The organism is Sphingomonas sp. KR3-1 (genome assembly GCF_040049295.1).
In the GTDB taxonomy this organism is placed as follows: Bacteria; Pseudomonadota; Alphaproteobacteria; order Sphingomonadales; family Sphingomonadaceae; genus Sphingomonas.
This window is the reverse complement of record NZ_JBDZDQ010000001.1, coordinates 1,078,720-1,100,916: the sequence shown is the minus strand read 5'-3', so window position 1 is coordinate 1,100,916 and position 22,197 is coordinate 1,078,720. Positions and strand designations below refer to the sequence as shown.

The following is a 22,197-nucleotide window of genomic DNA, read 5'->3' as shown; positions in this document are numbered from 1 at the left end:
CCTCCCCAGCTTGTCTGGGGGAGGGGGCCTCCGCTGGAGGGGTGTGCGCCGGGCACCGGCGCGTTGCGCCGGCCCCTCCCCCACCACCTTCGGCGGCGGTCCCCCTCCCCGAGACGAGCTTGGGGAGGAATTTAGACGGTCACTTCAGGTCGAAGCGGTCGGCGTTCATCACCTTGGTCCAGGCGACGACGAAGTCCTTGACGAACTTCTCCTCATTGCCGTTCTCGGCATAGACTTCGCCGACCGCGCGGAGCTCCGAATTCGAGCCGAAGATCAGGTCGGCGCGGGTCGCGTGCCACTTCTCGTGACCTTCCTTGCGGTCGGTCGCAATATACTCGTCGTCGCCTTCGCCGGCCGCCGCCCAGACATTGGTCATGTCGTAGAGGTTGACGAAGAAGTCGTTGGTCAGCTGGCCGGGGCGCTTGGTGAAATGGCCGTGACCGCGCTCGCCGTGATTGGCGCCGAGCACGCGCAGCCCGCCGATCAGCACGGTCATCTCGGGCACCGAGAGGCCGAGCAGCGAGGCGCGGTCGAGCATCATCTCCTCGACCTTCACCGCCAGCTTCTTCTTGCCGACATAGTTGCGGAAGGCATCTGCCTCGGGCTCCATCACCGCGAAGCTTTCGGCGTCGGTCTGCTCCGCCGTCGCGTCGCCGCGGCCGCCGGTGAAGGGTACCGCGACGCTGGCCCCCGCGTCCTTGATCGCCTTTTCGAGGCCGACCACGCCACCGAGCACGATGGCATCGGCGAGCGACATGCTGCCGCGCAACCCGTTCAGCGTGTCGATCACCTTGGCGAGGGTCGCGGGTTCGTTGACCTCCCAGTCCTTCTGCGGGGCCAGCGCGACGCGCGCGCCGTTGGCACCGCCGCGGAAGTCCGACTTGCGGAAGGTGCTGGCCGAGGCCCAGGCGGCCTTGACCAGCTGGCTGACGCTAAGGCCGCTGTCGGCGATCTTGGCCTTCACCGCCGCGACATCGGCGTCCGAGGGCGTGGTGCCGGCAGGGATCGGGTCCTGCCAGATCAGGTCTTCGGTGGGGACTTCCGGTCCGAGATAGCGGACCTTGGGGCCCATGTCGCGGTGGGTCAGCTTGAACCAGGCGCGGGCAAAGGCGTCCTTGAACGCTTCATGGTCGGTCCGGAACTTCTCGCTGATCGCGCGGAATTCGGGATCGCGCTTGAGCGCCATGTCGGCGGTGGTCATCATCGTCGGGACACGGAGGTTGGGGTCCCAGGCCGCCGGCGCCTTGTCCTCTTCCTTCTGGTTGATCGGCTGCCACTGGTTGGCGCCCGCGGGCGACTTCACCAGCTCATAGTCATAGTCGAGCAGCAGGCGGAAGAAGTTCTCGCTCCACTCGCGCGGCGTGTTGGTCCAGGCGCCCTCGATGCCGCTGGTGACGGTATGCTCGCCGATGCCGCCGCTCTCATGGCCGCTGACCCAGCCAAAGCCCTGCGCGACGAGGTCGCCGCCGGCCGGCGCGGCGCCGAGCAGCGAGGCGTCGCCATTGCCATGCGCCTTGCCGAAGGTGTGGCCGCCAGCGGTGAGCGCGACGATCTCCTCGGCGTTCATCGCCATGCGCTTGAAGGTCTCCTTCATGTCGCGCGCCATGCCGGCATCGTCATGCGGGTTGCCGCCCGGCCCCTCGGGATTGACGTAGATCAGGCCCATCTGGATTGCGGCGAGCGGGCCCTCGAGCTCGTGCATGCCATGCTCGGGGGCGATGCGGGTCTGGACGCCCTGGTTGACCCATTTGTCTTCCGAGCCCCAATAGATGTCGCGCTCGGGCTCATAGACGTCGGGGCGGCCGCCACCGAAGCCGAACACCGGCCCGCCCATGCTCTCGATCGCGACATTGCCGGTGAGGATGAACAGGTCGGCCCAGCTGATGTGCTTGCCGTATTTCTGCTTGATCGGCCACAACAGGCGGCGCGCCTTGTCGAGATTGCCGTTGTCGGGCCAGCTGTCGAGCGGGGCGAAGCGCTGCTGCCCGCTATTGGCGCCGCCGCGGCCATCGGCGGTGCGATAGGTGCCGGCGGCGTGCCAGGCCATGCGGATGAAGAAGGGGCCGTAATGCCCGTAATCGGCCGGCCACCAGGGCTGGCTGTCGGTCATCAGCGCAGTGAGATCCGCCTTGAGCGCCTGGTAATCGAGCTGCTTGAAGGCTTCGGCATAGTCGAAATCACTGCCCATCGGGTTGGAAGGGCCGTTGGGATTGAGGATCTCGGTGGCGAGCATCTCGGGCCACCAGTCCTTGTTGGTGCGGCCGAGCAACGCGCGCACGCCGCCGGCGCCATGCATTGGACAACCGCCGCCGTCGATCGATCCTGTCTTCGCGTCCATCTCCCGATCTCCTTGCTGGATGTGTGGCCAGGGGATGCCACTCCCGATGCAATCGAGGAAATGGATTAGTTGACGGTCACTGATCGACTGAGTGATATTTGCGACATATGGTTGTCAGGCGGCGGATGCGCCGACAGCCCGGCATGCTTTTGCACCCCGGGACAGAAGGAAAGGACCGGCGCGTTCTCTTCTCTGGCGCTCGGGCTCGACGACGATCGGTACTGGCATTCGAGATAAATATGTCGCGTCGAGACTCTGATGCCGCGGCGTGCCTCCCCTCTGTTTCAGCTACGAGAAGTGAGGGGTGCATAAAGCAGGGGCTCTACGGCGAATATTATGCGGCGAAGCTTCGACTTACCTGCCGAACGGCTCCGCGCCGATCCTCCGATGTCGCTACGTGCGGCATCGGCCTTCCGATCCTTCGTGCTGGCCTGGTACGAAGGATGGCGAGGCTTGTAACCTATTTGGTTATTATTGTCAAGCGCCGAATTCCTTCCCCGGCTTGTTGGGGGGACAGCCGCCGAAGGCGGTGGTGGAGGGGCGCCGCGGGCTACCGCCGCGTTGCGGCGGCCCCTCCACCCTATCGCTGCGCGAATGGTCCCCCTTCCCGAGCTAGCTCGGGAAGGAATTGAAGGGGTTATTCCTCCGCCAGCGCCTTCTCCACCGGGGGATGGAGCCGCAGCCGGGTGACGCGCTTGGGATCGGCCTCGACGATCTCGAGCTTCCAGCCGCTGTCATGCTCGAGGCACTCGCCCGCTTCGGGGACATGGCCCGCGAGCACGAAGGCGAGGCCGCCCAGCGTGTCGACATCGCCATCGACTTCGCCGAGGCGCGGGTCGACCGTCTCGGCGACGTCCTCGAGCTCGGCGCGGGCATCGGCATCCCAGCCGCCGCCGTCGATCGGCACGAGCAGCGCGGTCGGCGCCTCGTCATGCTCGTCCTCGATCTCGCCGACGATCTCCTCGATCAGGTCCTCGATCGTGATCAGCCCCTCGGTGCCCGAATATTCGTCGAGCACCATGGCGAGATGGGTGCGGCGCAGGCGCATCTGGGCGAGCAGGTCGAGCGCGCCCATCGACTGGGGCACGTAGAGCGGCTGGCGGATCAGCGCGGACAGGTCGGCGGGGTGCGGCGCGCCGCTCGCCAGGATGTTGAACACGTCCTTGATGTGGACCATGCCGATGATCGTATCGAGCTCCTCGCGGAAGACGGGGAGGCGGCTGTGGCCGGCTTCCTCGAACAGCTTCACCAGGTCGGCGAAGCTGGTCTTCTCCTCGACCGCGATGATGTCCGCGCGCGGCACGCCGACATCGCCGGCATCGCGCTCGCCGAAATGGAGCAGGTTGCGCAGCATCTGCCGCTCGATCGGGGCGAGATCGCCCACCGGCGACTTGCCGCCATCTTCCTCATGCTCGTCGATCGCGTCTTCGAGCCGGTCGCGCAGCGTTTCTTCCTGGTCGTCACCGAACAACAGGGTGCGGATGCCGCGCCATATTCCGCCACCTTCGTGGCTGTCTCCGTTGCCGTTGCTACTAGGGCCCTCGGGCATGTTCGGTGTTCAATCCTCGCGTATCAGATAGGGGTCGTGCAGGCCGAGGCTGGCGAGCGCGGCGCGCTCCATTTCCTCCATCGCCTCGGCTTCGGCATCGTCCATATGGTCATAGCCTAGCAAATGCAGCACGCCGTGGACAATCAGGTGCGTGGCGTGATCTTCGACGCTGACCTGGCGCTCGAGCGCCTCGGCCGCGCAGATGCCGTGCGCCAGGACGATATCGCCCAACAGCACCTCGCCATCGTCGCTATTCTCGGTCACCGCCTCCATCAGATCGGGCTGGATCATCGGGAAGGAGAGCACGTTGGTCGGCTTGTCCTTGTCGCGATACTGACGGTTGAGGACATGGACCTCGGCATCCGAAGTGAAGCGCACCGCGACTTCGATGGCCGCGGGGTGGGTGAGCCACTCCAGGTACGGCGTCTGCTGGAGCGCGGTCTCGGCGGCGCGATTGGCGAGGGCTTCCCAGTCGGCGTCGGGCCAGGGAGATTCGACGAGGGCGGCGACGTCAAGCATTCGGCCCCTCATAGGCGTCGACGATCCGGCCGACGATCGGGTGGCGGACGACATCGGCGGCGGTGAAGCGCGAGAAGGCGATGCCTTCGACGCCCTCGAGCCGGCGGACCGCGTCGTTCAAGCCCGAGGCGGGCGGGCCGCCGGGCAGGTCGACCTGGTTGGGATCGCCGCAGATCACCATCCGGCTGCCCTGGCCGAAGCGGGTGAGGAACATCTTCATCTGCGCCGGCGTGGTGTTCTGCGCCTCGTCGAGGATGACGAACGCCTCGGCCAGGGTGCGGCCGCGCATGAAGGCGATCGGGGCGATCTCGATCTCGCCGCTGGCGATCCGCCGCTCGACCTGCTCGGCGGGCAGGCAGTCGTACAAGGCGTCGTAGATCGGGCGGAGATAGGGATCGACCTTCTCCTTCATGTCGCCGGGCAGGAAGCCCAGCCGCTCGCCGGCCTCGACCGCGGGACGGGAGAGGACGAGGCGCTGGACGCTGCCGGTGATCAGCTGCGCCACGGCCTGGGCGACGGCGAGATAGGTCTTGCCGGTGCCCGCCGGCCCCAATGCGAAGATCATGTCGTTCGAGACGAGCTCGCGCATGTAATGCGTCTGCGCCACCGAGCGCGGCACGATCGTCTTCTTGCGCGTGCGGATCATGATCGAGGCGGGGGCATTGCCATTGTCCGCCTTGACGATGCCGGTGAGCATCGGCTCGCTCGACATCGCGATCACCGCGTCGATCAGCCCGGTATCGACTTCCTCGCCGCGGATGACGCGGGCGTGGAGCTCCTGCAGCACTTCGCGGGCATGGGCGACGGCTTCCGCCGCGCCCTCGATCTGCACGCGCTGGCCGCGGGCATGGATATAGACGCCCAGCCGTTCCTCCAGCGCCAACAGGTTGCTGTCGAACTCGCCGAAGAGCTGGGGCAGGAGCTGGGGCTTGTCGAAGGTCACCTCGGCGCGGGAGCGATCACCGGACTGGGCGGGGACAGGCTTGCGGCTCATGCTGCTCCTTCACGCTGGAAAATGTTGAATCTCTTGAATGTCCCACGCGTGCGCGCGGGCGCTGACCTGCCAGGGCGCCTAGCGGCGCTGCGTGTCAAAGCGAAGACGATGCGGGCGGTTCCCTGTCGCATGCGATGTGGGAAGAGTGGCAGAGGATTTCCAACTTTGACAGGGGGAAAGATGCAGCGATGCATGTCGGCGCGCCGCCGTGTCCCGCGCGCAACGCCGGGCCGGCCTCAAGCGTCGAGCATCCCCGATTCGGCGAGCTCGATCCGGTCGCGGCCACCGCGCTTGGCGGTGTAGAGCGCCTTGTCGGCGCGCTGCATCGCGGCCGCGATCTGATCGGGCCCGCGCAGGAAGGCGAGGCCGCAGGAGAAGGTGACCGGCTCCTCGGGGTCGGGGCCGATCGGCTCGGCGTGCAGCGCGGTGCGCAGTCGGCTGACCAGCGCGTGCGCCTCGCGCGGGCCCATGCCGGGGATCAGGATGACGAACTCCTCGCCGCCCCAGCGCGCGACCAGGTCCGAGCGGCGCATCGTCTCGCTCACCCGGTGCGCGAATTCCTGGAGGACGAGATCGCCCTCGTCATGGCCGAAGATGTCGTTGACGCGCTTGAAGTGGTCGATGTCGACCAGCGCGAGCGTCGCCCGCGTGCTGTCGCGCAGGTGCGCGGCGGCGTCGAGGAAGCCGCGCCGGTTGCGCAGGCCGGTGAGCGGATCGCGCTCGGCCGCGTCGCGCAGCTGGCCGATCCGGGTGTTGGTGGCGATCGCGGCGAGCCCGACACTGTCAAGCAGCTCGCCGGCCAGGTCGCGGCCGCCGGCGGGGATGTCGCTCACCGCTTTGCCATCCTGGACCTGGCGCAGCATCGACGAGGCCTGGCGGATCGGGGCGAGGAGCGCGCCGAGCGCATAGATCGCGAAGAGCGTGCCGGCGAGCGTGGCGAGCAGCAGCGGGGCGAACACCGCCCATTCCCACTCGCCGAGCACGGCCTGGCTGGCGAGGAAGGCGAGGAGGGGCAGATGGACCGCGGCGAAGCAGACGGCGAAGATGCGCAGGTGGAAGTGACGGGGAAACAGGAAGCGGGTCGCCAGGTAAAAGCGCATGCGGATGCGGTCCCCTTGTTCTCATTGTCACCCGGCCGGACGGACGGGGCTGGAACAAGAGGTGCTAGATTTGCGAAGCTTACCCGGGTGTTGCGGGGAATCGTTAACACGGCGGAATGAGTCGCGGGGGCGGCGATTCGAGTCGCTGGTCAGCCGATCACGGCCCTCGCCAGCGCCTGCTCGACCGCGCCGATCGGCTTGCCCGCGGGCGGGTGCATCGACATGAAGTAGATGTATTTGTCGCCGCCGATGAAGACGTGGAGCTGGTGCATCGCCTCGACCGAGAAGGCCGCGGTGCCGAGGCCGGGGACGTCGACGGGGTTGGCACCGACGCTCTGGCGCGTCCGCTGGATCGCGTCGGGCGTGTTGTCGTCGATCGGGGACTGACGGGCGAAGAAGTCGATGCTGCCCCCGCCGGCGAGGCTGTAGGTGCATTGCGAGAAGCTGGCGGTGCCCGCGGTGGCGGGATTGACCCGGCTCAGCGCCGCATCGGTGACGGCGAGGCCGGTGACTTGCGCGACCTTTTCCTTCGGGAGGATCGCGCAGGCATTGGCGGCGTCGAAGGCGGAGGCGATCGCACCGGTTGCGCCCGGCGCGGTTGCCGTGCTGCCATTGCCGCCCGCGGGGGCGCCGCCGCATCCCGCAAGCAGGAGCGCGGCCCCCATGATCACGCTGCGCGACTTCGTCATGACGACTCTCCCCTGTCTCAAGGAAACCATATCGTTTCCTTGGATCGGCGGACAATCCACTATTCTCGTCATTCCCTCGAATGAGGAGCCAAGCATGCCTTTGCCGTTCGCCGTCTGACGTCGCATGCGGTTGGAAACCCTGTGTTTCCCGGGCGGAACGGCGTCCCTGCCGCCGCCTCGGGCGTTTCCGGAAGCACCTGGGGATCGACAAGCAAGGAAGAAGATGATGCAGGATTTTGAAGGCAAGGTCGCGATCGTGACAGGCGCGGCGTCGGGTATCGGCGCGGCGGTGGCGCGGGACCTTGCGGAGCGCGGGGCGCGGGTGGTGGTCGCCGATTTCGACGGTGCGCATGCCGTCGCGACCGCCGAGGCGCTGGGCGAAGGCGCGCGCGCGTTCCAGCTCGACGTCGCCGATCCCGAGGCAGTGAAGGCGATGGTCGACTTCGCGGTGTCAGAGTTCGGCGCGCTGCATCTGGCGGTGAACAATGCCGGGATCGGCGGACCCTCGGCGCCGGTGGCGGACATCACGCTCGAGGACTGGCGCCGGGTGATCGACGTCGACCTCAACAGCGTCTTCTTCTGCCTCAAATACCAGATTCCCGCGATCGTCGCGGCGGGGGGCGGATCGATCGTCAACATGGCCTCGATCCTCGGCGCGGTCGGCTGGGGCGGTTCGGGCATCTACGTCACCGCCAAGCACGCGCTGCTCGGCCTCACCAAGGCCGCAGCGATCGACTATGCCGAGCAGGGCGTGCGCGTGAATGCGGTCGGCCCGGGCTTCATCCACACGCCGGCGATCGCGGCGAGCATGACGCCCGAGGCGATCGCCAGCCTTGCCGGGAAGCATCTGCTCAACCGGCTGGGCACGCCAGAGGAAGTCGCGGCGCTGACCAGCTTCCTGCTCTCCGACAAGGCGAGCTTCATGACCGGGACCTATTATCCGGTCGATGGCGGCTACCTGGCGCGCTAGCCTGTATCGACCTTGCGCGACGCTGTTTCCTAAGCTGATCCCCTGCGAAGGCCGGGGCCCAAGGTAACGGAGCGATACGGCAGAGAAACCCTGGGCCCCGGCTTTCGCCGGGGAACGGAAATTGCTGAATGTCAGTACGCCCCAAGCTCGCGCGGTTGCTCAAGCCGCCGCGCGTACCTTCTCCACGCCGGTCAGCGAATTGCCGTAGCCGCTGGTGATCTCGACCTCGACCATGTCGCCGATCTTCGCATCGGTGTTCAGGTACACCGACTGGAGCCAGGGCGACTTGCCGAGCATCTGGCCGGGGAGCTTGCCCTGGCGCTCGATCAGCACCGCGCAGGTCTTGCCGATGCTTGCCTGGTTGAAGGCGAGCTGGTCGCGGTTGAGCGCGGCCTGGAGGCGCTGGAGGCGCTCGTCCAGTATCTCGGGCGCGATGAACTGGTCGCGCATCTCCGCGGCGGGCGTGCCGGGGCGGGGCGAGTATTTGAAGCTGAAGCACTGCGCATAGCCGACCGCGTCGACCAGGCTGAGCGTCTCCGCGAACTCCGCCTCGCTCTCGCCGGGGAAGCCGACGATGAAGTCGCCCGACAGCGCGATGTCCGGCCGCGCGGCGCGAACGCGGTCGAGGATCTTCAGATAGCTGTCGCGCGTGTGGCTGCGGTTCATCGCCTTGAGGATGCGGTCGCTGCCGGCCTGCACGGGCAGGTGCAGGAAGGGCATCAGCTTCTCGACCTCGGCATGCGCGCGGATCAGGCCCTCGCGCATGTCGTTGGGGTGGCTGGTGGTGTAGCGGATGCGGGTGAGCCCCTCGATCCGGTCGAGCGCGTGGATCAGGCCGTGCAGCCCGGTGCCGGCATCGTCGTCCCAGGCGTTGACGTTCTGGCCGAGCAAGGTGATCTCGCGCGCGCCGGCGTCGACCAGTGCCTTGGCCTCGTCGACCAGATCGGCGAAGGGCCGGCTGATCTCCGCGCCGCGGGTATAGGGCACCACGCAATAGGTGCAGAACTTGTCGCAACCCTCCTGCACGGTGAGGAAGGCGCTGGGCCCGACCCGGCGGCGGCTGGGCAGCGCACCGAACTTGCTCAGCGCCGGCATGTCGGTGTCGAGCGTCGACTGGCCGCTGGCGGCCTTGGCGACCAGCTCGGGCAGGTTGTGATAGGCCTGCGGGCCGACGACCACGTCCACCTTGGCGCGGCGGACGATCTCGGCACCCTCGGCCTGGGCGACGCAGCCGGCGACGGCGATCATCGGCTCGGTGCGATCGGCCAGGCGGGCATCCTTCCGAAGGCGGCCAATGTCCGAATAGACCTTCTCGGTCGCCTTTTCGCGGATGTGGCAGGTGTTGAGCACGACGAGATCGGCGGCCTCGCCTTCGGCGGCGGCGGTCATGCCCTGCGCGGCCATCAGCTCGGCCATGCGCTCGCCGTCATAGACGTTCATCTGGCAGCCGAACGACTTGACGTGGAAGGTCCTGGGGTTTTTCGGGGCGTTCATTGGGCGGGGCTATACACATTCCTCCCCCGGAGGGGGAGGGGGACCAGCGAAGCTGGTGGAGGGGCCCCTGCCACGGACGATATCGCCTGCGGCGAGCCCTCTCCACCACCGCCTTCGGCGGCGGTCCCCCTCTCCCTCCGGGAGAGGAATTACTCTGCAGGCTTAGGCTTGTAGCCGATCGCCTCTTCCGCGAAGCGGAATGGGCGCAGCGGCGCGCCGAGGACCTGGAGCAGCGCTTCCTCGATCCGCCGGCGGCTCTCCGCGGCGATCACCTTGCGGCCGGGGAAGTCGCGCGGGTGGAAGGGCTCGAGGAAATGCACGTCGAGGCGGAAGCTGCCCTTGCGGCTGAGGATGCGCTTGGCGTTGCTCAGCCCGCGCTCCTGGCCGATCCAGGCGATGTCATCGGCGGCGGCGCCGTAATCGAGCATCACCGGCTGGACCATCACCCCGGGCGGCGGCGGCTCGAGCACGCGCAGCATCGGCGTCTTGAACGGGAGCAGCGACTTGCCGTCGGTGGTGGTGCCTTCGGGGAAGATGGTGACCGCCCAGGTCTCGGCCAGCGCATCGCGCAGCTCGTTGATCTGCTCGGCGACGCCGAGGCGGTTCTCGCGCTTCACATAGACGGTGCGGTTGAGCCCGGCGAGCCAGCCGACCACCGGCGCGCTCTCGATCTCGGCCTTGGCGATGAAGGCGGTGCCGCTCGCCCCGCCGAGCGCGAGAATGTCGATCCAGCTGAGATGGTTGGAGATGTAGAAGACGTCGCGCTTCAGGTGCGTGCCGACGCGGCGGACGCGGGCGCCGCAGATCCGCGCGGCGCTGGCGAGGAAATGGCGCGGCCAGGGCGAGGGCAGGCGGAACAGGCGGAAGAGATAGTGAAGCGGCACGAAGAGTAGCAGCGCGAGGACGAGCAGCGCGACGCGGGCGGTGAGCCGGCATTTGCCGCGCAGGCTCAGCGGCGCCTCGATGCCCCGGGTCGCCTCCTCGCGGCGACGGGCCGCGCGCTCGGCCCGGGTCTCGCCCGCGGGCGCCACCTCAGCTCTTGCGGTCGAGCGTGACGCCGTAGAGCTCCATCCGGTGGTCGACCAGGCGGAAGCCCAGCCGCTCGGCGATCTGCTTCTGGAGCAGCTCGAGCTCGGGATCGACGAACTCGATGACTTCGCCGGTCTCGACGTTGATCAGGTGATCGTGATGCGCCTCGGGCGCGGGCTCGTAGCGGGCGCGGCCGTCGCCGAAATCGTGGCGATCGAGGATGCCGGCCTCCTCGAACAGGCGCACGGTGCGGTAGACCGTGGCGATCGAGATGCCCGGATCGATCGCCGAGGCGCGCTCATAGACCTTTTCCACGTCGGGATGGTCCTCGGCGTCGGAGAGGACGCGCGCAATCACCTTGCGCTGTTCAGTGATGCGCAGGCCCTTTTCGTGGCACAGCGCTTCGAGATCGATCTTACGGCCCATGGCCGCGATGTAACGTCAACGCGCGCAAGATAAAAGATGCCGAAACGCAAAAGGCCGGCCCGGAGCTGTCCGGGCCGACCTTTCATGTTTCGTCTTGTTGCGCGGCTCAGCGCTTGCGGCGCTTGGTGCCCAGGCCGATCTTCTTCGCCAGGGTGCGGCGCTGCTCGGCATAGTTCGGGGCGACCATCGGATAGTCGGCCGGCAGGTTCCACTTGGCGCGGTACTGCTCGGGGGTCATCTGATAGTGCGTCATCAGGTGGCGCTTGAGCATCTTGAGCTTCTTGCCGTCTTCCAGGCAAACGATGTAGTCGGGCTTCACCGAAGCACGCACCGAAACCGCCGGCTCCTGCTTGACTTCGGGCTCCGCGACCGCACGGCCAAGACCCGAAAGGGCGCCGTGGACGTTCTGGATGAGAGTCGCAAGGTCGGAAACCGACACGCTATTATTGCTGACATGTGCTGCAACAATATCCGCCGTCAGCGTTACCAGCGTTTCATCGATCTCGGTTCGCGTTTCCATCTTTTTCCTTTCGACCCTTTAATGGCTACTATAGAATGTGCCCTCGCAAGACCCTATCGGACCATTTCGGATCGAACGCAAGACCAATCCTTGCAATTATTCGTAAGTGTCAGTCGATGTTGCGCGCATAGGTATGCGCGTCAAACAACTGTCCGCTACGTCCACGATAATATTCCCGCCGCTCGCCGACCTTTTCGAAGCCTTCACGACGGTAGAGCCGTACCGCATCGTTTCCTGAGCGTACCTCCAGGTGCACGCGGACGACGCCGCGGCCGCGTGCTTCGTCGATGACCGCGCGGAGCAGCGCGCCGGCGACGCCGCGGCGGCGCGCGGCCGGACGAGTGGCGAGGAGGAGCAGCTCGGTCTCGTCGGCGACGACGCGGGCGAGCGCGAAGCCCGCATCCTGTCCGTCGACGCTGGCGATCACCAGCCAGACTCCCGGGAGCGAGAGCATCCCCAGGCACTGGGCGCTGGTCCACGCCTCGCCGTACTTGGCGTCGAACGCGTCGAGCATGATCGTGTTGACGCTGGCGAGGTCCTGCGCGCCGCCTTCGCGCAGCTCGACCAGGTGGAGCGTGCCGCTCATGCCAGGCCCCGCTCGGCGAGCGTCTTGGCATCGGGCGCGCGGCCGTAGACCGGGCGGGCGGGGAGCGCGGTGAAGCCGGCGGCGAGCAGCCGCGCATCGGCGGCATTGGGCAGCGTCTCGCGCAGGTCGAGCGTCGTCGAGAGCGCGGCGAGGTGGCGGACGCCGCTGCCAATCGCCGGCCGGCCCTCGAGCGCGGCGAGCGCGGCGGCGGGGGCGAGCGAGCGGAACGGCCCGTCTTCGCCGAGCGGCTGGGAATGAAACGCCTGCATGAACACCTCACCGTGCCCGCCTTCGAGGACGACGGCAAGCCGGGGGCTACCCGGATCGGCGGCGAAGCCGGCCGCGGCGATCAGCGCGAGCGAGGAATAGCCCTGGACGGGCACGCCCCAGCCGATCGACAGGCCGAGCGCAGCGGCAAGGCCGACGCGCACCCCGGTGAAGCTGCCCGGGCCGACATCGACGAGGATGCGCGCCGCCCGGCCTTCGCCGGGCAGCGACGCGATCATCGGCACGAGGCGCTCGGCATGGCCGCGGCCCACGACTTCATGGGCGGCGCCGATCACCTCGGTCCCGGCGAGCAGCGCGACCGAGCAGGCGGCGGTCGCGGTCTCGATGACTAGGGTAAGATCAGAGGACGCGATTGAACTGCTCGAATTCAGGACGCGGGAGCCGATCGAAGATGGTGGAGGGGTCGCCATGTCCCAGCGTTGCGATGAAGTTGGACTTCACATTGGGCTGGTCCGCAAAGAACGCTTCGTCAACCTTGGCGTTGTCGAAACCCGACATCGGGCCGGTATCGAAGCCGAGCGCACGGGCGGCGATCAGCAAGTACGCGCCCTGGAGCGACGAGTTGCGGAAGGCGTGGGTGTAGCGGATCTCCTCGCTCGGGAACCAGTCCTTGGCGGTCGGCGCGTGCGGAAAGAGCCAGGGGAGCTGTTCGTTGAAGGCCAGGTCCATGCCGATGATCACGGTGGCGGGCGCCTTGCGGATCTTGTCGGCATTGGTGCTGCTGGCGAGCGCGGCGAGCTTTTCCTTGGACTCGTCGCTGGTCAGCCAGACGAAGCGCGCGGCCTGGTTGTTCGCCGAGGTCGGGCCCCACTTCAGCAGCTCGTAGATGTTGCGGATGTCGGCTTCGGTCACCGGGGCATCGGTGTAGCCGTTATACGAGCGCGCGGTACGGAAGATCGTATCCAGCGCCGCGTCATCGAGCGGAGTGGCCATTATTCAGTCCTTTCGTAGGCGATTGGGCTCAGACGGCCCGGACTTCGGTGACTTCGGGTACGTAATGCTTGAGCAGCTGCTCGATGCCGTTCTTGAGCGTCGCGGTCGAGCTCGGGCAGCCCGCGCAGGCGCCCTGCATCTGGAGATAGACCTTGCCGGCATCGAAGCCGCGATAGACGATGTCGCCGCCGTCATTGGCGACCGCGGGGCGCACGCGCGTCTCGATCAGTTCCTTGATCTGCTCGATGATCTCGGCGTCTTCGGGATTGTCGCCGAAGTCCTGGCTCTCGGCGGGAACGCTGAAGCCGGCCGAGGGCGCGAAGAACAGCGGCATGTTCGCGGCGAAATGATCGAGCAGGATGCCGAGCACATCGGGCTTGGCGTCGCGCCACTCGGCACCGGGCGCGATCGTCACGGAAATGAAGTCGCGACCGAAGAACACGCCGGTCACGTCGCCCAGGGTGAACAGCGCGGTGGCGAGCGGCGAGGCCTCGGCCTCTTCGGGGCTCGCGAAGTCGCGCGTGCCCGCGTCCATCACGGTGCGGCCCGGCAGAAACTTGAGGGTGGCCGGATTGGGCGTGGCTTCGGTCTCGATCAACATGACCGCCATTTGGGCGCTCGGGCGGTGCGGATCAAGCTGGAAGGGGGAAACGAAAGGTTTCCGATGGGGTAGGGGCGGTTCCGCCGCCAGGGTGACGGACTGAACTCAGTCCTCCGCCTCGTGCGTGGTCGCGTTGGTCACATTCTGGTCGTGGCCGCTCTTGTCGCTGAAGAAGGCGGCGGCGAACAGGCCGCAGCCGAGCAGGGTGGACAGGAACACGCCGCCGATCGTCGCGAGGATCGCGGAGGGGTAGAGCGCGTCGTAGAGCGAGAGATACCAGAGCGAGCCCGCGACCATCACCACGCCGGCAAGCGCGATCCAGACGATCATCCGGCGAAACTCGGTCCAGGCCTTGGCGCGATCACTAGCCATGTTCGGCAGCTCCTTCGGGCCGGCATGTGGGCCCGCCGCGCCCGCAAATCAATTGGTCGTATTGACCACCCCGTTCCACCGAATCAGGTTCGTCCGCGCATCCTGCACGAATGCCGAGCCGCGGATCCAGGCAAGGAACCTGTCGACGAACCAGCGGCCCGGCTGGCGCAGCGGCCGGCGGAACTGGATGAGCAGGACGACCCGCGTGCCGCTGGTGTCGTTCCACACCTCGTGGTCATAGGTGTCGTCGAACACCAGCGTCTCGCCCTCGGCCCAGCGCAGCACGCGATCGTCGATCCGCATGCGCGCATCGCCATCGCGCGGCACGATCAGGCCAAGGTGGCAGGTGATCAGCCCCTTGGTGACGCCGCGGTGCGCCGGGATGTGCGTGCCGGGCGCGAGGATCGAGAAGAAGGCGCTGTTGAGCCCCGGGATTGCCTCGACCAGTCGGGTGGTTACCGGGCAGCGATCGAGATTCTCCTGCACCAGATAGCCATAGCCATAGAGGAAGAAGCTGCGCCACTTGTTCGCCGGCGCGATGGCGCGGTGATCGGGCGAGATCAGCGCGAGCGAAGGCGCCAGGTGCGGCTCGAACGCGGCGGCGATCGCCTCGGCGCGGATCGCCTGCCAGTTGGCGCGCAGCGCCTCGGTCCAGGCAAAGTCGCGCACGTCGAGCACGGGATCGGTGGAGACGAGCGAGAAGCGCGCGATGAACCGGTCGAGCGCGCCGCGCAGATGCTTGCCATATTTGATCAGGAAGGGGCGATGCCGGTCGGCGCGCAGCGGCATGTCGGGCATCACTGCACCGGACATGACCGTCAGATCGGGAATCATTTCCCGTGCTTGCGCGGCATCGACTTCGCCCGAGTCCCGCCACATTGCGCTGCCCCCAGCGCTCGGCTCGACCTTCACTACACCAGACCTTCTTGGTTAGTTTGCCCCTGTTTCGGCGAGTCTGCGCCCGCGCGCCCTTTGACTAGCTGCGGGATTGGTCGAGATCATGGCCCTGCCGCGGCGCAAAAGGGCGGGTTCGTGACGGGTGGGTAATGTCGCGGCGATTTCTCCCTCTCCCCTTGTGGGAGAGGGAGGGAGCCGACGCAGTCGGCGGAAGGGCGAGGGGGAGTGAGACTCACGTCCCCCCATCCTTCCCCCTCGCTTCGCGAGCGGACCCCTTCCTTCTCCCACAAGGGAGAAGGAGAAAGTGTGCCGAGCCGTACATGTGGCGGAAAGGTTCGCGCTGGCATGCCCGCCGCTTCGCCCCTAGATGGACGACCTATGCATTTCTTCCTGCGCGCTCCGCTTGCCCTCGTCGCTTTCGCAACCCTCGCGCCGGTGGCGCAGGCCCAGACGGTCAACACCAATCCCCCGAACGTCCCCGACACGCAGACGGTCGGCCGGCCGGTGCAGACCGCCAAGGACCCGTGGCTCTACGAGAAGAGCGACCTCGTCCATGACGATGCGTGGAAATTCGGGCGGCTTCCCAATGGCCTGCGCTATGCGGTGCGCAAGAACGGCGTGCCGCCGGGCCAGGTCTCGGTGCGCGTGCGGATGGACGTCGGCTCGCTGATGGAGACCGACAGCGAGCGCGGCTTCGCGCACATGCTCGAGCATCTTTCGTTCCGCGGCTCGGTCTATGTGCCGGACGGCGAATCGAAGCGGATCTGGCAGCGCCTCGGCGTGACCTTCGGCTCGGACTCGAACGCCAGCACCACCTTCACTGCGACGACCTATCAGCTCGACCTGCCGATGGCGACGCCGGCCGGGCTCGACGAGAGCTTCAAGATCCTGGCGGGCATGATGTCCGGTCCCGAGATCACCCAGAAGATCCTCGATTCCGAGCGGCCGGTGGTGATGGCCGAGCAGCGCGAGCAGCCCGGGCCCCGCGTGCGGCTGCAGGACGCGATGCTCGACCTGATGTTCGCCGGCCAGCCGCTCGCCCAGCGCGAGCCGATCGGCACGGTCGAGACGCTGACCGGCGCGACGCCCGCGACGGTCCAGGCCTTCCACGACCGCTGGTATCGCCCCGAGCGCGCGACCGTCATCGTCAGCGGCGACGTCGATCCGGCGCTGCTCGAACAGATGGTCGTCAAGTATTTCTCCGACTGGAAGGGCACCGGCCCGGCCGTGCCGACGCCCGATTTCGGCAAGCCGGTGGAAGGCAAGCCGGTCGCCGCCAGCATCGTCGAATCGGCGCTGCCGGTGATGACGACGATGGCGATCGTCCGCCCCTGGACGGTCGATGGCGACACGGTGATCTTCAACCAGAAGCGGATGATCGACCTCGTCGCGATCCGCATCATCAATCGCCGGCTGGAGACGCGCGCGCGCACCGGCGGGACGTTCATCGCGGCGGGCGCGGACCTTTCCGACATCGGCCGTTCGGCCAATATCACCACGGTGCAGGTGCTGCCCGTGGGCGACGACTGGGAAGCGGCACTGCGCGACGTGCGCGCGGTGATCGCCGACGCGCAGGCGACGCCGCCGACCCAGGCCGAGATCGACCGCGAGGTCGCCGAGATCGAATCCTCGATGAAGCAGCGGATCAACACCGCGCCGGTCGACGCGGGCGCCAAGCTCGCCGATGACCTGGCCGAGGCGGTCGACATCCACGAGACGGTGACGACGCCCGAATTCTCCTACGCGATCTTCAAGGGCGCGGTGGACGGCAAGATGTTCACCCCCGCCACGGTGCTCGCCTCGTCGAAGAAGGTGTTCGAAGGCACGGCGACCCGCGCGCTCGTCAATTTGCACGCGCCCGATCCGGCGATCATGACCAAGGTCGCCTCGGCGCTGGAGGCGAATGTCGCCGCCAATGCCAAGCGCAAGCTGGTCGGCAATGTCAGCTTCGATGCGCTGCCCAAGCTCGGCCTTGCCGGCAAGGTGGCGAGCCGCGAGCAGATCCTGCCCGGCACCGGCATCGAGAAGCTCGCCTTCGCCAATGGCGTGACGCTGCTGCTGCGCCAGGATCCGTCCGAGACCGGCAAGGTCTATGTCAATGTGCGCTTCGGCCGCGGGCTTTCGGGGCTGTCCAACAAGGCCCAGACCCCGGCCTGGGCGGGCGAAGGCGCGCTGGTGGCCAGCGGCGTCGGCAAATATGGCCAGGAGGAGCTCGACGCGCTCACCGGCCGCCGCCAGATCGGCGCCGATTTCGACATCGGCGACGATGCCTTCACGCTCAAGGCGCAGACCACCAAGGAAGACCTGCTCGACCAGCTCAAGCTGTTCGCGGTCAAGCTCGCGGCGCCGGGCTGGGATCCCAATCCGGTGACCCGCGCCAAGGTGGCGACGCTGTCGGGCTATGCCGGCCTGTCCTCCTCGCCCGACCAGGTGCTCAACCGCGATCTCGAGCGGCTCGCGCACAATGGCGATCCGCGCTGGGGCCTGCCGAGCGAGGACACGATCCGCGCGACCACCCCGGCGAGCTTCCGCAAGTTCTGGGAGCCGCTGCTTGCGGGCGGCCCGATCGAAGTCGAAGTGTTCGGCGACATGGATACCGAGGCGACGATCAAGGCGGTCGCCGCGACTTTCGGCGCGCTCAAGCCGCGCCTGGCGAGCACGGCGCCGCTCGCCCCGGTCGAGTTCCCCGCGCATGTCGCCACGCCGGTGACGCTCACCCATAAGGGCCAGCCCAACCAGGCCGCGGCGGTGATCGCCTGGCCGACCGGCGGCGGCACCGCCAATGGCGGGATCAGCGAGAGCCGCAAGCTCGAGGTGCTCGCCGCGATCTTCCGCGACCGGCTGCTCGACCAGCTGCGCAGCCAGGCGGGCGTGAGCTATTCGCCGCAGGTGGCGAGCCAGTGGCCGCTCGGCCTGCCGGCGGGCGGCAAGATCATCGCGCTCGGCCTGGTGCCGCCCGACAAGGTCGACTTCTTCTTCGACCTTGCCCGCAAGATCGCCGCCGACCTGGTCGCCAAGCCGGTTGACGCCGACGAGCTCAACCGCGCGCTGACGCCGCTCAAGCAGCAGATCCTGCGCATGTCCTCGGGCAACATGTTCTGGATGCGCCTGGTCGAGGGCGGCACCTACGATCCGGCGCGGATCGCCGCGGTCGAGACGCTGGCGGCGGACTATTCGCGCGTCAGCCCGGCCGACGTGCAGGGGCTGGCGATGAAGTATCTCCGCCCGGACAAGGACTGGGCGCTGAAGGTGGTGCCGGAGAAGAAGTAGGCTTTTTTCAGCCCCTCCCCCTCGCGGGAGGGGCGTTTTTTATGCGCGATACAGCCCGTCCAGCCGCTCGCCGTACACGCCCTTCAGCACGTGGCGGCGGATCTTGAGGCTGGGGGTGAGCTGCTCGTTCTCGATCGTGAAGGGCTCGTCGGCGACGATGAACTTGCGGACGCGCTCGATCACCGAGAGGTCCTTGTTCACCCGCTCCACCGCATGCGCCAACGCCGCCTTGTAGTCGGGGTCGTGCGCCAGCTCGCGGAAGTCGCATTTGGTGGCGGTGTGCGCGCACCATTCGGCGGTCCATTCGGGATCGGGGACGATCACCGCGGACATGTACGGCTTCTTGTCGCCGGCGATCATCGCCTGGACGATCTCGGGCTGCAGCGTCAGCATGCCCTCGACCTTTTGCGGCGCGACATTGTCGCCCTTGTCGTTGACGATGATATCCTTCTTGCGATCGGTGATCTGGATGCGGCCCTTGGCGTCGATCAGGCCGATGTCGCCGGTGTGCAGCCAGCCATTCTTGAGGACGCGCTTGGTCTCTTCCTCGTTGCGCCAATAGCCGTGCATGACGAGCTCGCCGCGCACCAGGATCTCGCCGTCCTCGGCGATGCGGACCTCGACGCCGTCCAGAGGCGGGCCGACCGTGTCCATCTTGAGCCCGGCCTTGGGCCGGTTGCACGAGATCACCGGGGCGGCCTCGGTCTGGCCGTATCCCTGCAAGAAAGTGAGGCCGAGGCTCTGGAAGAAGATGCCGACTTCCGGATTGAGCGGCGCGCCGCCCGAGACCATCGCCTTGATCCGCCCGCCGAAACGCTTGGCGAGCTTGGGGCGCAGCGTGGCGCCGAGGAACAGGTTCATCGGCAGGTCGCCCAGCCCCGACTTGCCCGCAGCCTTGCGCCCGCCGATCGCCACGGCCTTGTCGAGCAGGAAATTGGCGAAATTGCCCTGCTTCTCGACCTGCTTGACGATGCGCGTGCGCAGCACCTCGAACAGGCGGGGGACGACGACCATCAGCGTCGGGCGGACTTCCTCGATGTTCGAGGCGAGCTTTTCGAGGCCTTCGGAATAATAGATCTCGGCGCCGAGCGCGATCGGGAAGAACTGGCCGCCGGTATGCTCATAGGCGTGGCTGAGCGGCAGGAAGCTGAGGAACACTTCGTCCTCCCAGCCGAAATCTTCCGAGATGACGGTGCAGCAGCCCTCGACGTTGCTCAGGATCGCGCCGTGATGCTGCATCACGCCGCGCGGGCTTCCGCCGGTGCCGCTGGTGTAGATGATGCAGGCCAGGTCCTCGCGCCGATAGTTGCACGAGACGCCGCGCGGATCGGTGTCGTGCTTCTCGATCAGCGCCTTCCAGTCATGGAATTCCAGGCTGCCCTGCTGGGCGACGCGCAGCTCCTCGAGCCCGATGATCATCCGCGCGGTGGAGGCGCGGATCGCGGCGGGGAGCAGGGTCTTGGCCAGCTTGGTGTTCGAGACGATGATCGCGCAGGCGCCCGAATTCTCGATGATATGCTGGTGATCGCGCTCGGTATTGGTGGTGTAGGTCGGCACGGTCACGCAGCCGGCGGCCATGATCGCCAGGTCGCTGATGCAGAATTCGGGGCGGTTCTCGGAGACGAGCATCACCCGGTCGCCGCGCTTCAGCCCGAGCGCGGTGAGCGCGGCGGACAGGCTCGCCACCTGGCGCGCGGTTTCCGCCCAGCTGGTCGGCTGCCACTTGCCGTCCGCCTTGTGCCACAGGAAGGGCGCATCGCCCTTCTCCCTGGCGCGTGCAAAGAACATCTGCACGAGATTGTCGAACCGTTCGAGCTTGCGCATTCCCACTCCTAGTCCGGGCGCCCCTTTTGGAGCGTCCCGCTTATTCCGACGGCCGGTTCGGCTGCGCGCCCACGCGCTTGATAACGGTCGTCCGGCCCTGTTGGTCCATTACCACGCCTTCGCTGCGCGGATCGGCGCCGCCGGTCCAGCGGCCCTTCACGCGCTCGACGGCATTCGCCTTGAGGCCGAGCGGGGCGGACTGGACCTTTTCACCCAGCCCCAGCAGCGCCGGGATCATCGCATCGAGCTGCGTTCCCTTCTCGGCCACCGCCACCTGGCCGGGCGCGTAGAGCAGCCCCAGGCCGATCGCGTCCTGCGCCGAGAGCTTCCAGTCGATCACGCCGACCAGCGCCTTCGCCACCTGGGCGATGATCGTCGAGCCGCCCGCCGCGCCGATCGCGATGCGGACCTTGCCGTCCGGGCCATAGACGATCGTCGGTGCCATCGAGCTGCGCGGGCGCTTGCCGCCTTCCACGCGGTTGGCGGCGAGCCAGCCGTCCTTCTCGGGCATGATGTCGAAATCGGTGAGCTCGTTGTTGAGGATCGTGCCGTCGACGGCGAGGCCCGAGCCGAACGGGCTCTCCACCGTGGTGGTGACCTGGGCGATGTTGCCCGCGGTATCGACCACCGAGAGCGAGGTGGTGCCGTGGACTTCCTGGCTCTGCGCGCGGACGCGGGCCGGGGCGCCTACGGGAGTGCCGGCGGCGACCTTGGGCATCGTGCTGTCGGGGCTGATCAGCGCCGAGCGGCTGGCGAGATAGGTGCGGTCGAGCAGGCCGGCCAGCGGCACCTTCACATAGTCCGGATCGCCGACATAGAGGTCGCGATCGGCATAGGCGAGGCGCGAGCTCTCGGCGAAAAGGTGCCACGCGACGGGGTTGTCCTTGCCGAGCTTCGCCATGTCGAAGCGCTCGAGCTGTGCCAGGATCATCAGCACGGTGACGCCGCCCGAGGAGGGCGGGCCCATCGAGCAGATCTTGTAGCCGCGATAGCTGCCGCACAGCACCGGGCGGTCCTTGGCGGCATAGGCGGCGAGATCGCCGGTGGTCATCTTCGACGGGTTGCGCGCGGCGCCGTTGACCGCGGCGACCAGCTTCTGCGCCTGCGGGCCGACATAGAAGCTGTCGGGGCCGAGCTTTGCCACGCGGCGGAGCAGCGCGGCCTGCTCGGGATTGGTCACGTGGGTGCCGACCGCGAGCGGCTTGCCGTCGGGCGTGGAATAGAGCGCGCGATAGGCGGGATCGACATGGCCGCTGAACTGGATGAGCGCGTTGTTGAGCCGGGGAGACACGTCGAAGCCCTGGCTGGCGAGCCGGATCGCCGGGGCGAACAGCCGCGCCCAGGGCAGCTTGCCGCCGCGCTTGTGCGCCAGCGCCATCGCCCGCAGCGCGCCCGGCACGCCGACGCTGCGCCCACCGGGCACCGCGGCCGCGTGGCTGAGCGGCTTGCCCTCGAGATCGAAGAACCAGCGGTCGGTTGCCGCCATCGGCGCCGCCTCGCGCCCGTCGACCGTGGTGATCCGGTTGGTCCTGGCATTGTACTGGAGGATGAAGCTGCCGCCGCCGATGCCCGAGCTCTGCGGCTCGACGACGTTCAATGCGAGCATCGTCGCGATCGCCGCATCGGTGGCGCTGCCGCCGGCACGCAGCATCTCGGTTCCGGCGGCCGCGGCGCGCGGATCGGCGGCGCTCACCACGCCCTGGGCCTGGGCGAAGATCGGAGTGAACAGGAACGCGAGCAGCAGGAACAGCTTCTTCATGGCCCCAGCCGTAGCGGCAGGCGCGCCGGTCAACAAGCG

Annotated in this window: 20 protein-coding genes; 2 read left to right on the top strand and 18 right to left on the bottom strand. The window is 67.5% G+C overall.

Translation table 11 applies throughout. The features are described from left to right. Nucleotides 1–139: 139 nt before the first annotated feature. From katG to ABLE38_RS05430, 6 genes are all read right to left on the bottom strand, one after another. A complete protein-coding gene (gene katG / locus ABLE38_RS05455; protein WP_348973141.1) occupies nt 140–2,338 on the bottom strand; it encodes a catalase/peroxidase HPI in 2,199 nt (732 codons plus the stop codon). Between the two features lie 637 nt (nt 2,339–2,975). After that, nucleotides 2,976–3,887 carry a hemolysin family protein gene (locus tag ABLE38_RS05450; RefSeq protein WP_348973140.1) on the bottom strand — a complete coding sequence of 304 codons (912 nt, stop codon included), beginning with the start codon at nt 3,885–3,887 and terminating at the stop codon, nt 2,976–2,978. A 9-nt stretch (nt 3,888–3,896) separates the two neighbouring features. Continuing rightward, nucleotides 3,897–4,406: an rRNA maturation RNase YbeY gene (gene ybeY / locus ABLE38_RS05445; RefSeq protein WP_348973139.1), complete on the bottom strand. Its 510-nt coding sequence runs from the start codon at nt 4,404–4,406 to the stop codon at nt 3,897–3,899. Then, nucleotides 4,399–5,400 (bottom strand): PhoH family protein, encoded by a 1,002-nt coding sequence (locus ABLE38_RS05440; RefSeq protein WP_348973138.1) that lies wholly within the window; start codon nt 5,398–5,400, stop codon nt 4,399–4,401. The genes ybeY and ABLE38_RS05440 overlap by 8 nt, the downstream gene beginning before the upstream one ends. A gap of 236 nt (nt 5,401–5,636) precedes the next feature. Then, nucleotides 5,637–6,500, bottom strand: a complete 864-nt coding sequence (locus ABLE38_RS05435; RefSeq protein ID WP_348973137.1) for a GGDEF domain-containing protein — start codon at nt 6,498–6,500, stop codon at nt 5,637–5,639. 149 nt (nt 6,501–6,649) lie between these two features. After that, complete coding sequence (locus ABLE38_RS05430) at nt 6,650–7,189, bottom strand: hypothetical protein (RefSeq protein WP_348973136.1); 540 nt, start codon at nt 7,187–7,189, stop codon at nt 6,650–6,652. Nucleotides 7,190–7,412: 223 nt separating this feature from the next. Between ABLE38_RS05430 and ABLE38_RS05425 the strand changes: the two genes are divergently transcribed. Next, entirely contained in the window at nt 7,413–8,159 is a 747-nt protein-coding gene (locus ABLE38_RS05425; RefSeq protein ID WP_348973135.1) for an SDR family NAD(P)-dependent oxidoreductase, read from the top strand. 159 nt (nt 8,160–8,318) lie between these two features. On the opposite strand, the gene miaB is transcribed toward ABLE38_RS05425, so the two are convergent. From miaB to ABLE38_RS05375, 10 genes are all read right to left on the bottom strand, one after another. Next, complete coding sequence (gene miaB, locus ABLE38_RS05420; RefSeq protein ID WP_348973134.1) at nt 8,319–9,653, bottom strand: tRNA (N6-isopentenyl adenosine(37)-C2)-methylthiotransferase MiaB; 1,335 nt, start codon at nt 9,651–9,653, stop codon at nt 8,319–8,321. A gap of 149 nt (nt 9,654–9,802) precedes the next feature. Continuing rightward, on the bottom strand, nt 9,803–10,618 hold the full coding sequence (locus ABLE38_RS05415; protein ID WP_348974452.1) for a lysophospholipid acyltransferase family protein: 816 nt from the start codon (nt 10,616–10,618) through the stop codon (nt 9,803–9,805). 67 nt (nt 10,619–10,685) lie between these two features. Continuing rightward, nucleotides 10,686–11,108 carry a Fur family transcriptional regulator gene (locus ABLE38_RS05410; protein WP_348973133.1) on the bottom strand — a complete coding sequence of 141 codons (423 nt, stop codon included), beginning with the start codon at nt 11,106–11,108 and terminating at the stop codon, nt 10,686–10,688. 106 nt (nt 11,109–11,214) lie between these two features. After that, nucleotides 11,215–11,628: a MucR family transcriptional regulator gene (locus ABLE38_RS05405; RefSeq protein ID WP_348973132.1), complete on the bottom strand. Its 414-nt coding sequence runs from the start codon at nt 11,626–11,628 to the stop codon at nt 11,215–11,217. 109 nt (nt 11,629–11,737) lie between these two features. Continuing rightward, the gene (locus tag ABLE38_RS05400) at nt 11,738–12,214 is read right to left on the bottom strand and encodes a GNAT family N-acetyltransferase (RefSeq protein ID WP_348973131.1); all 477 of its coding nucleotides are present in this window, start codon (nt 12,212–12,214) and stop codon (nt 11,738–11,740) included. Further along, nucleotides 12,211–12,855, bottom strand: coding sequence for a tRNA (adenosine(37)-N6)-threonylcarbamoyltransferase complex dimerization subunit type 1 TsaB (tsaB, locus tag ABLE38_RS05395; RefSeq protein WP_348974451.1), 645 nt, complete (start codon nt 12,853–12,855; stop codon nt 12,211–12,213). The genes ABLE38_RS05400 and tsaB overlap by 4 nt, the downstream gene beginning before the upstream one ends. Continuing rightward, nucleotides 12,842–13,435 (bottom strand): malonic semialdehyde reductase, encoded by a 594-nt coding sequence (locus ABLE38_RS05390; RefSeq protein WP_348973130.1) that lies wholly within the window; start codon nt 13,433–13,435, stop codon nt 12,842–12,844. Before ABLE38_RS05390 ends, tsaB begins: the two co-directional genes overlap by 14 nt. Before the next feature lie 28 nt (nt 13,436–13,463). Next, complete coding sequence (locus ABLE38_RS05385; RefSeq protein WP_348973129.1) at nt 13,464–14,036, bottom strand: NifU family protein; 573 nt, start codon at nt 14,034–14,036, stop codon at nt 13,464–13,466. 105 nt (nt 14,037–14,141) lie between these two features. Then, the gene (locus tag ABLE38_RS05380; RefSeq protein ID WP_348973128.1) at nt 14,142–14,408 is read right to left on the bottom strand and encodes a hypothetical protein; all 267 of its coding nucleotides are present in this window, start codon (nt 14,406–14,408) and stop codon (nt 14,142–14,144) included. Between the two features lie 48 nt (nt 14,409–14,456). Continuing rightward, nucleotides 14,457–15,287 carry an aspartyl/asparaginyl beta-hydroxylase domain-containing protein gene (locus ABLE38_RS05375; protein WP_348973127.1) on the bottom strand — a complete coding sequence of 277 codons (831 nt, stop codon included), beginning with the start codon at nt 15,285–15,287 and terminating at the stop codon, nt 14,457–14,459. Nucleotides 15,288–15,683: 396 nt separating this feature from the next. On the opposite strand from ABLE38_RS05375, the gene ABLE38_RS05370 reads away from it, so the two are divergent. Continuing rightward, nucleotides 15,684–18,575 (top strand): insulinase family protein, encoded by a 2,892-nt coding sequence (locus ABLE38_RS05370; protein ID WP_348973126.1) that lies wholly within the window; start codon nt 15,684–15,686, stop codon nt 18,573–18,575. A gap of 39 nt (nt 18,576–18,614) precedes the next feature. Here the strand turns inward: ABLE38_RS05370 and ABLE38_RS05365 are convergent, their stop codons facing one another. Both ABLE38_RS05365 and ggt read right to left on the bottom strand, forming a co-directional pair. Then, nucleotides 18,615–20,399, bottom strand: a complete 1,785-nt coding sequence (locus ABLE38_RS05365) for an AMP-dependent synthetase/ligase (RefSeq protein WP_348973125.1) — start codon at nt 20,397–20,399, stop codon at nt 18,615–18,617. 40 nt (nt 20,400–20,439) lie between these two features. Then, entirely contained in the window at nt 20,440–22,158 is a 1,719-nt protein-coding gene (gene ggt / locus ABLE38_RS05360; RefSeq protein WP_348973124.1) for a gamma-glutamyltransferase, read from the bottom strand. Nucleotides 22,159–22,197 lie beyond the last annotated feature (39 nt).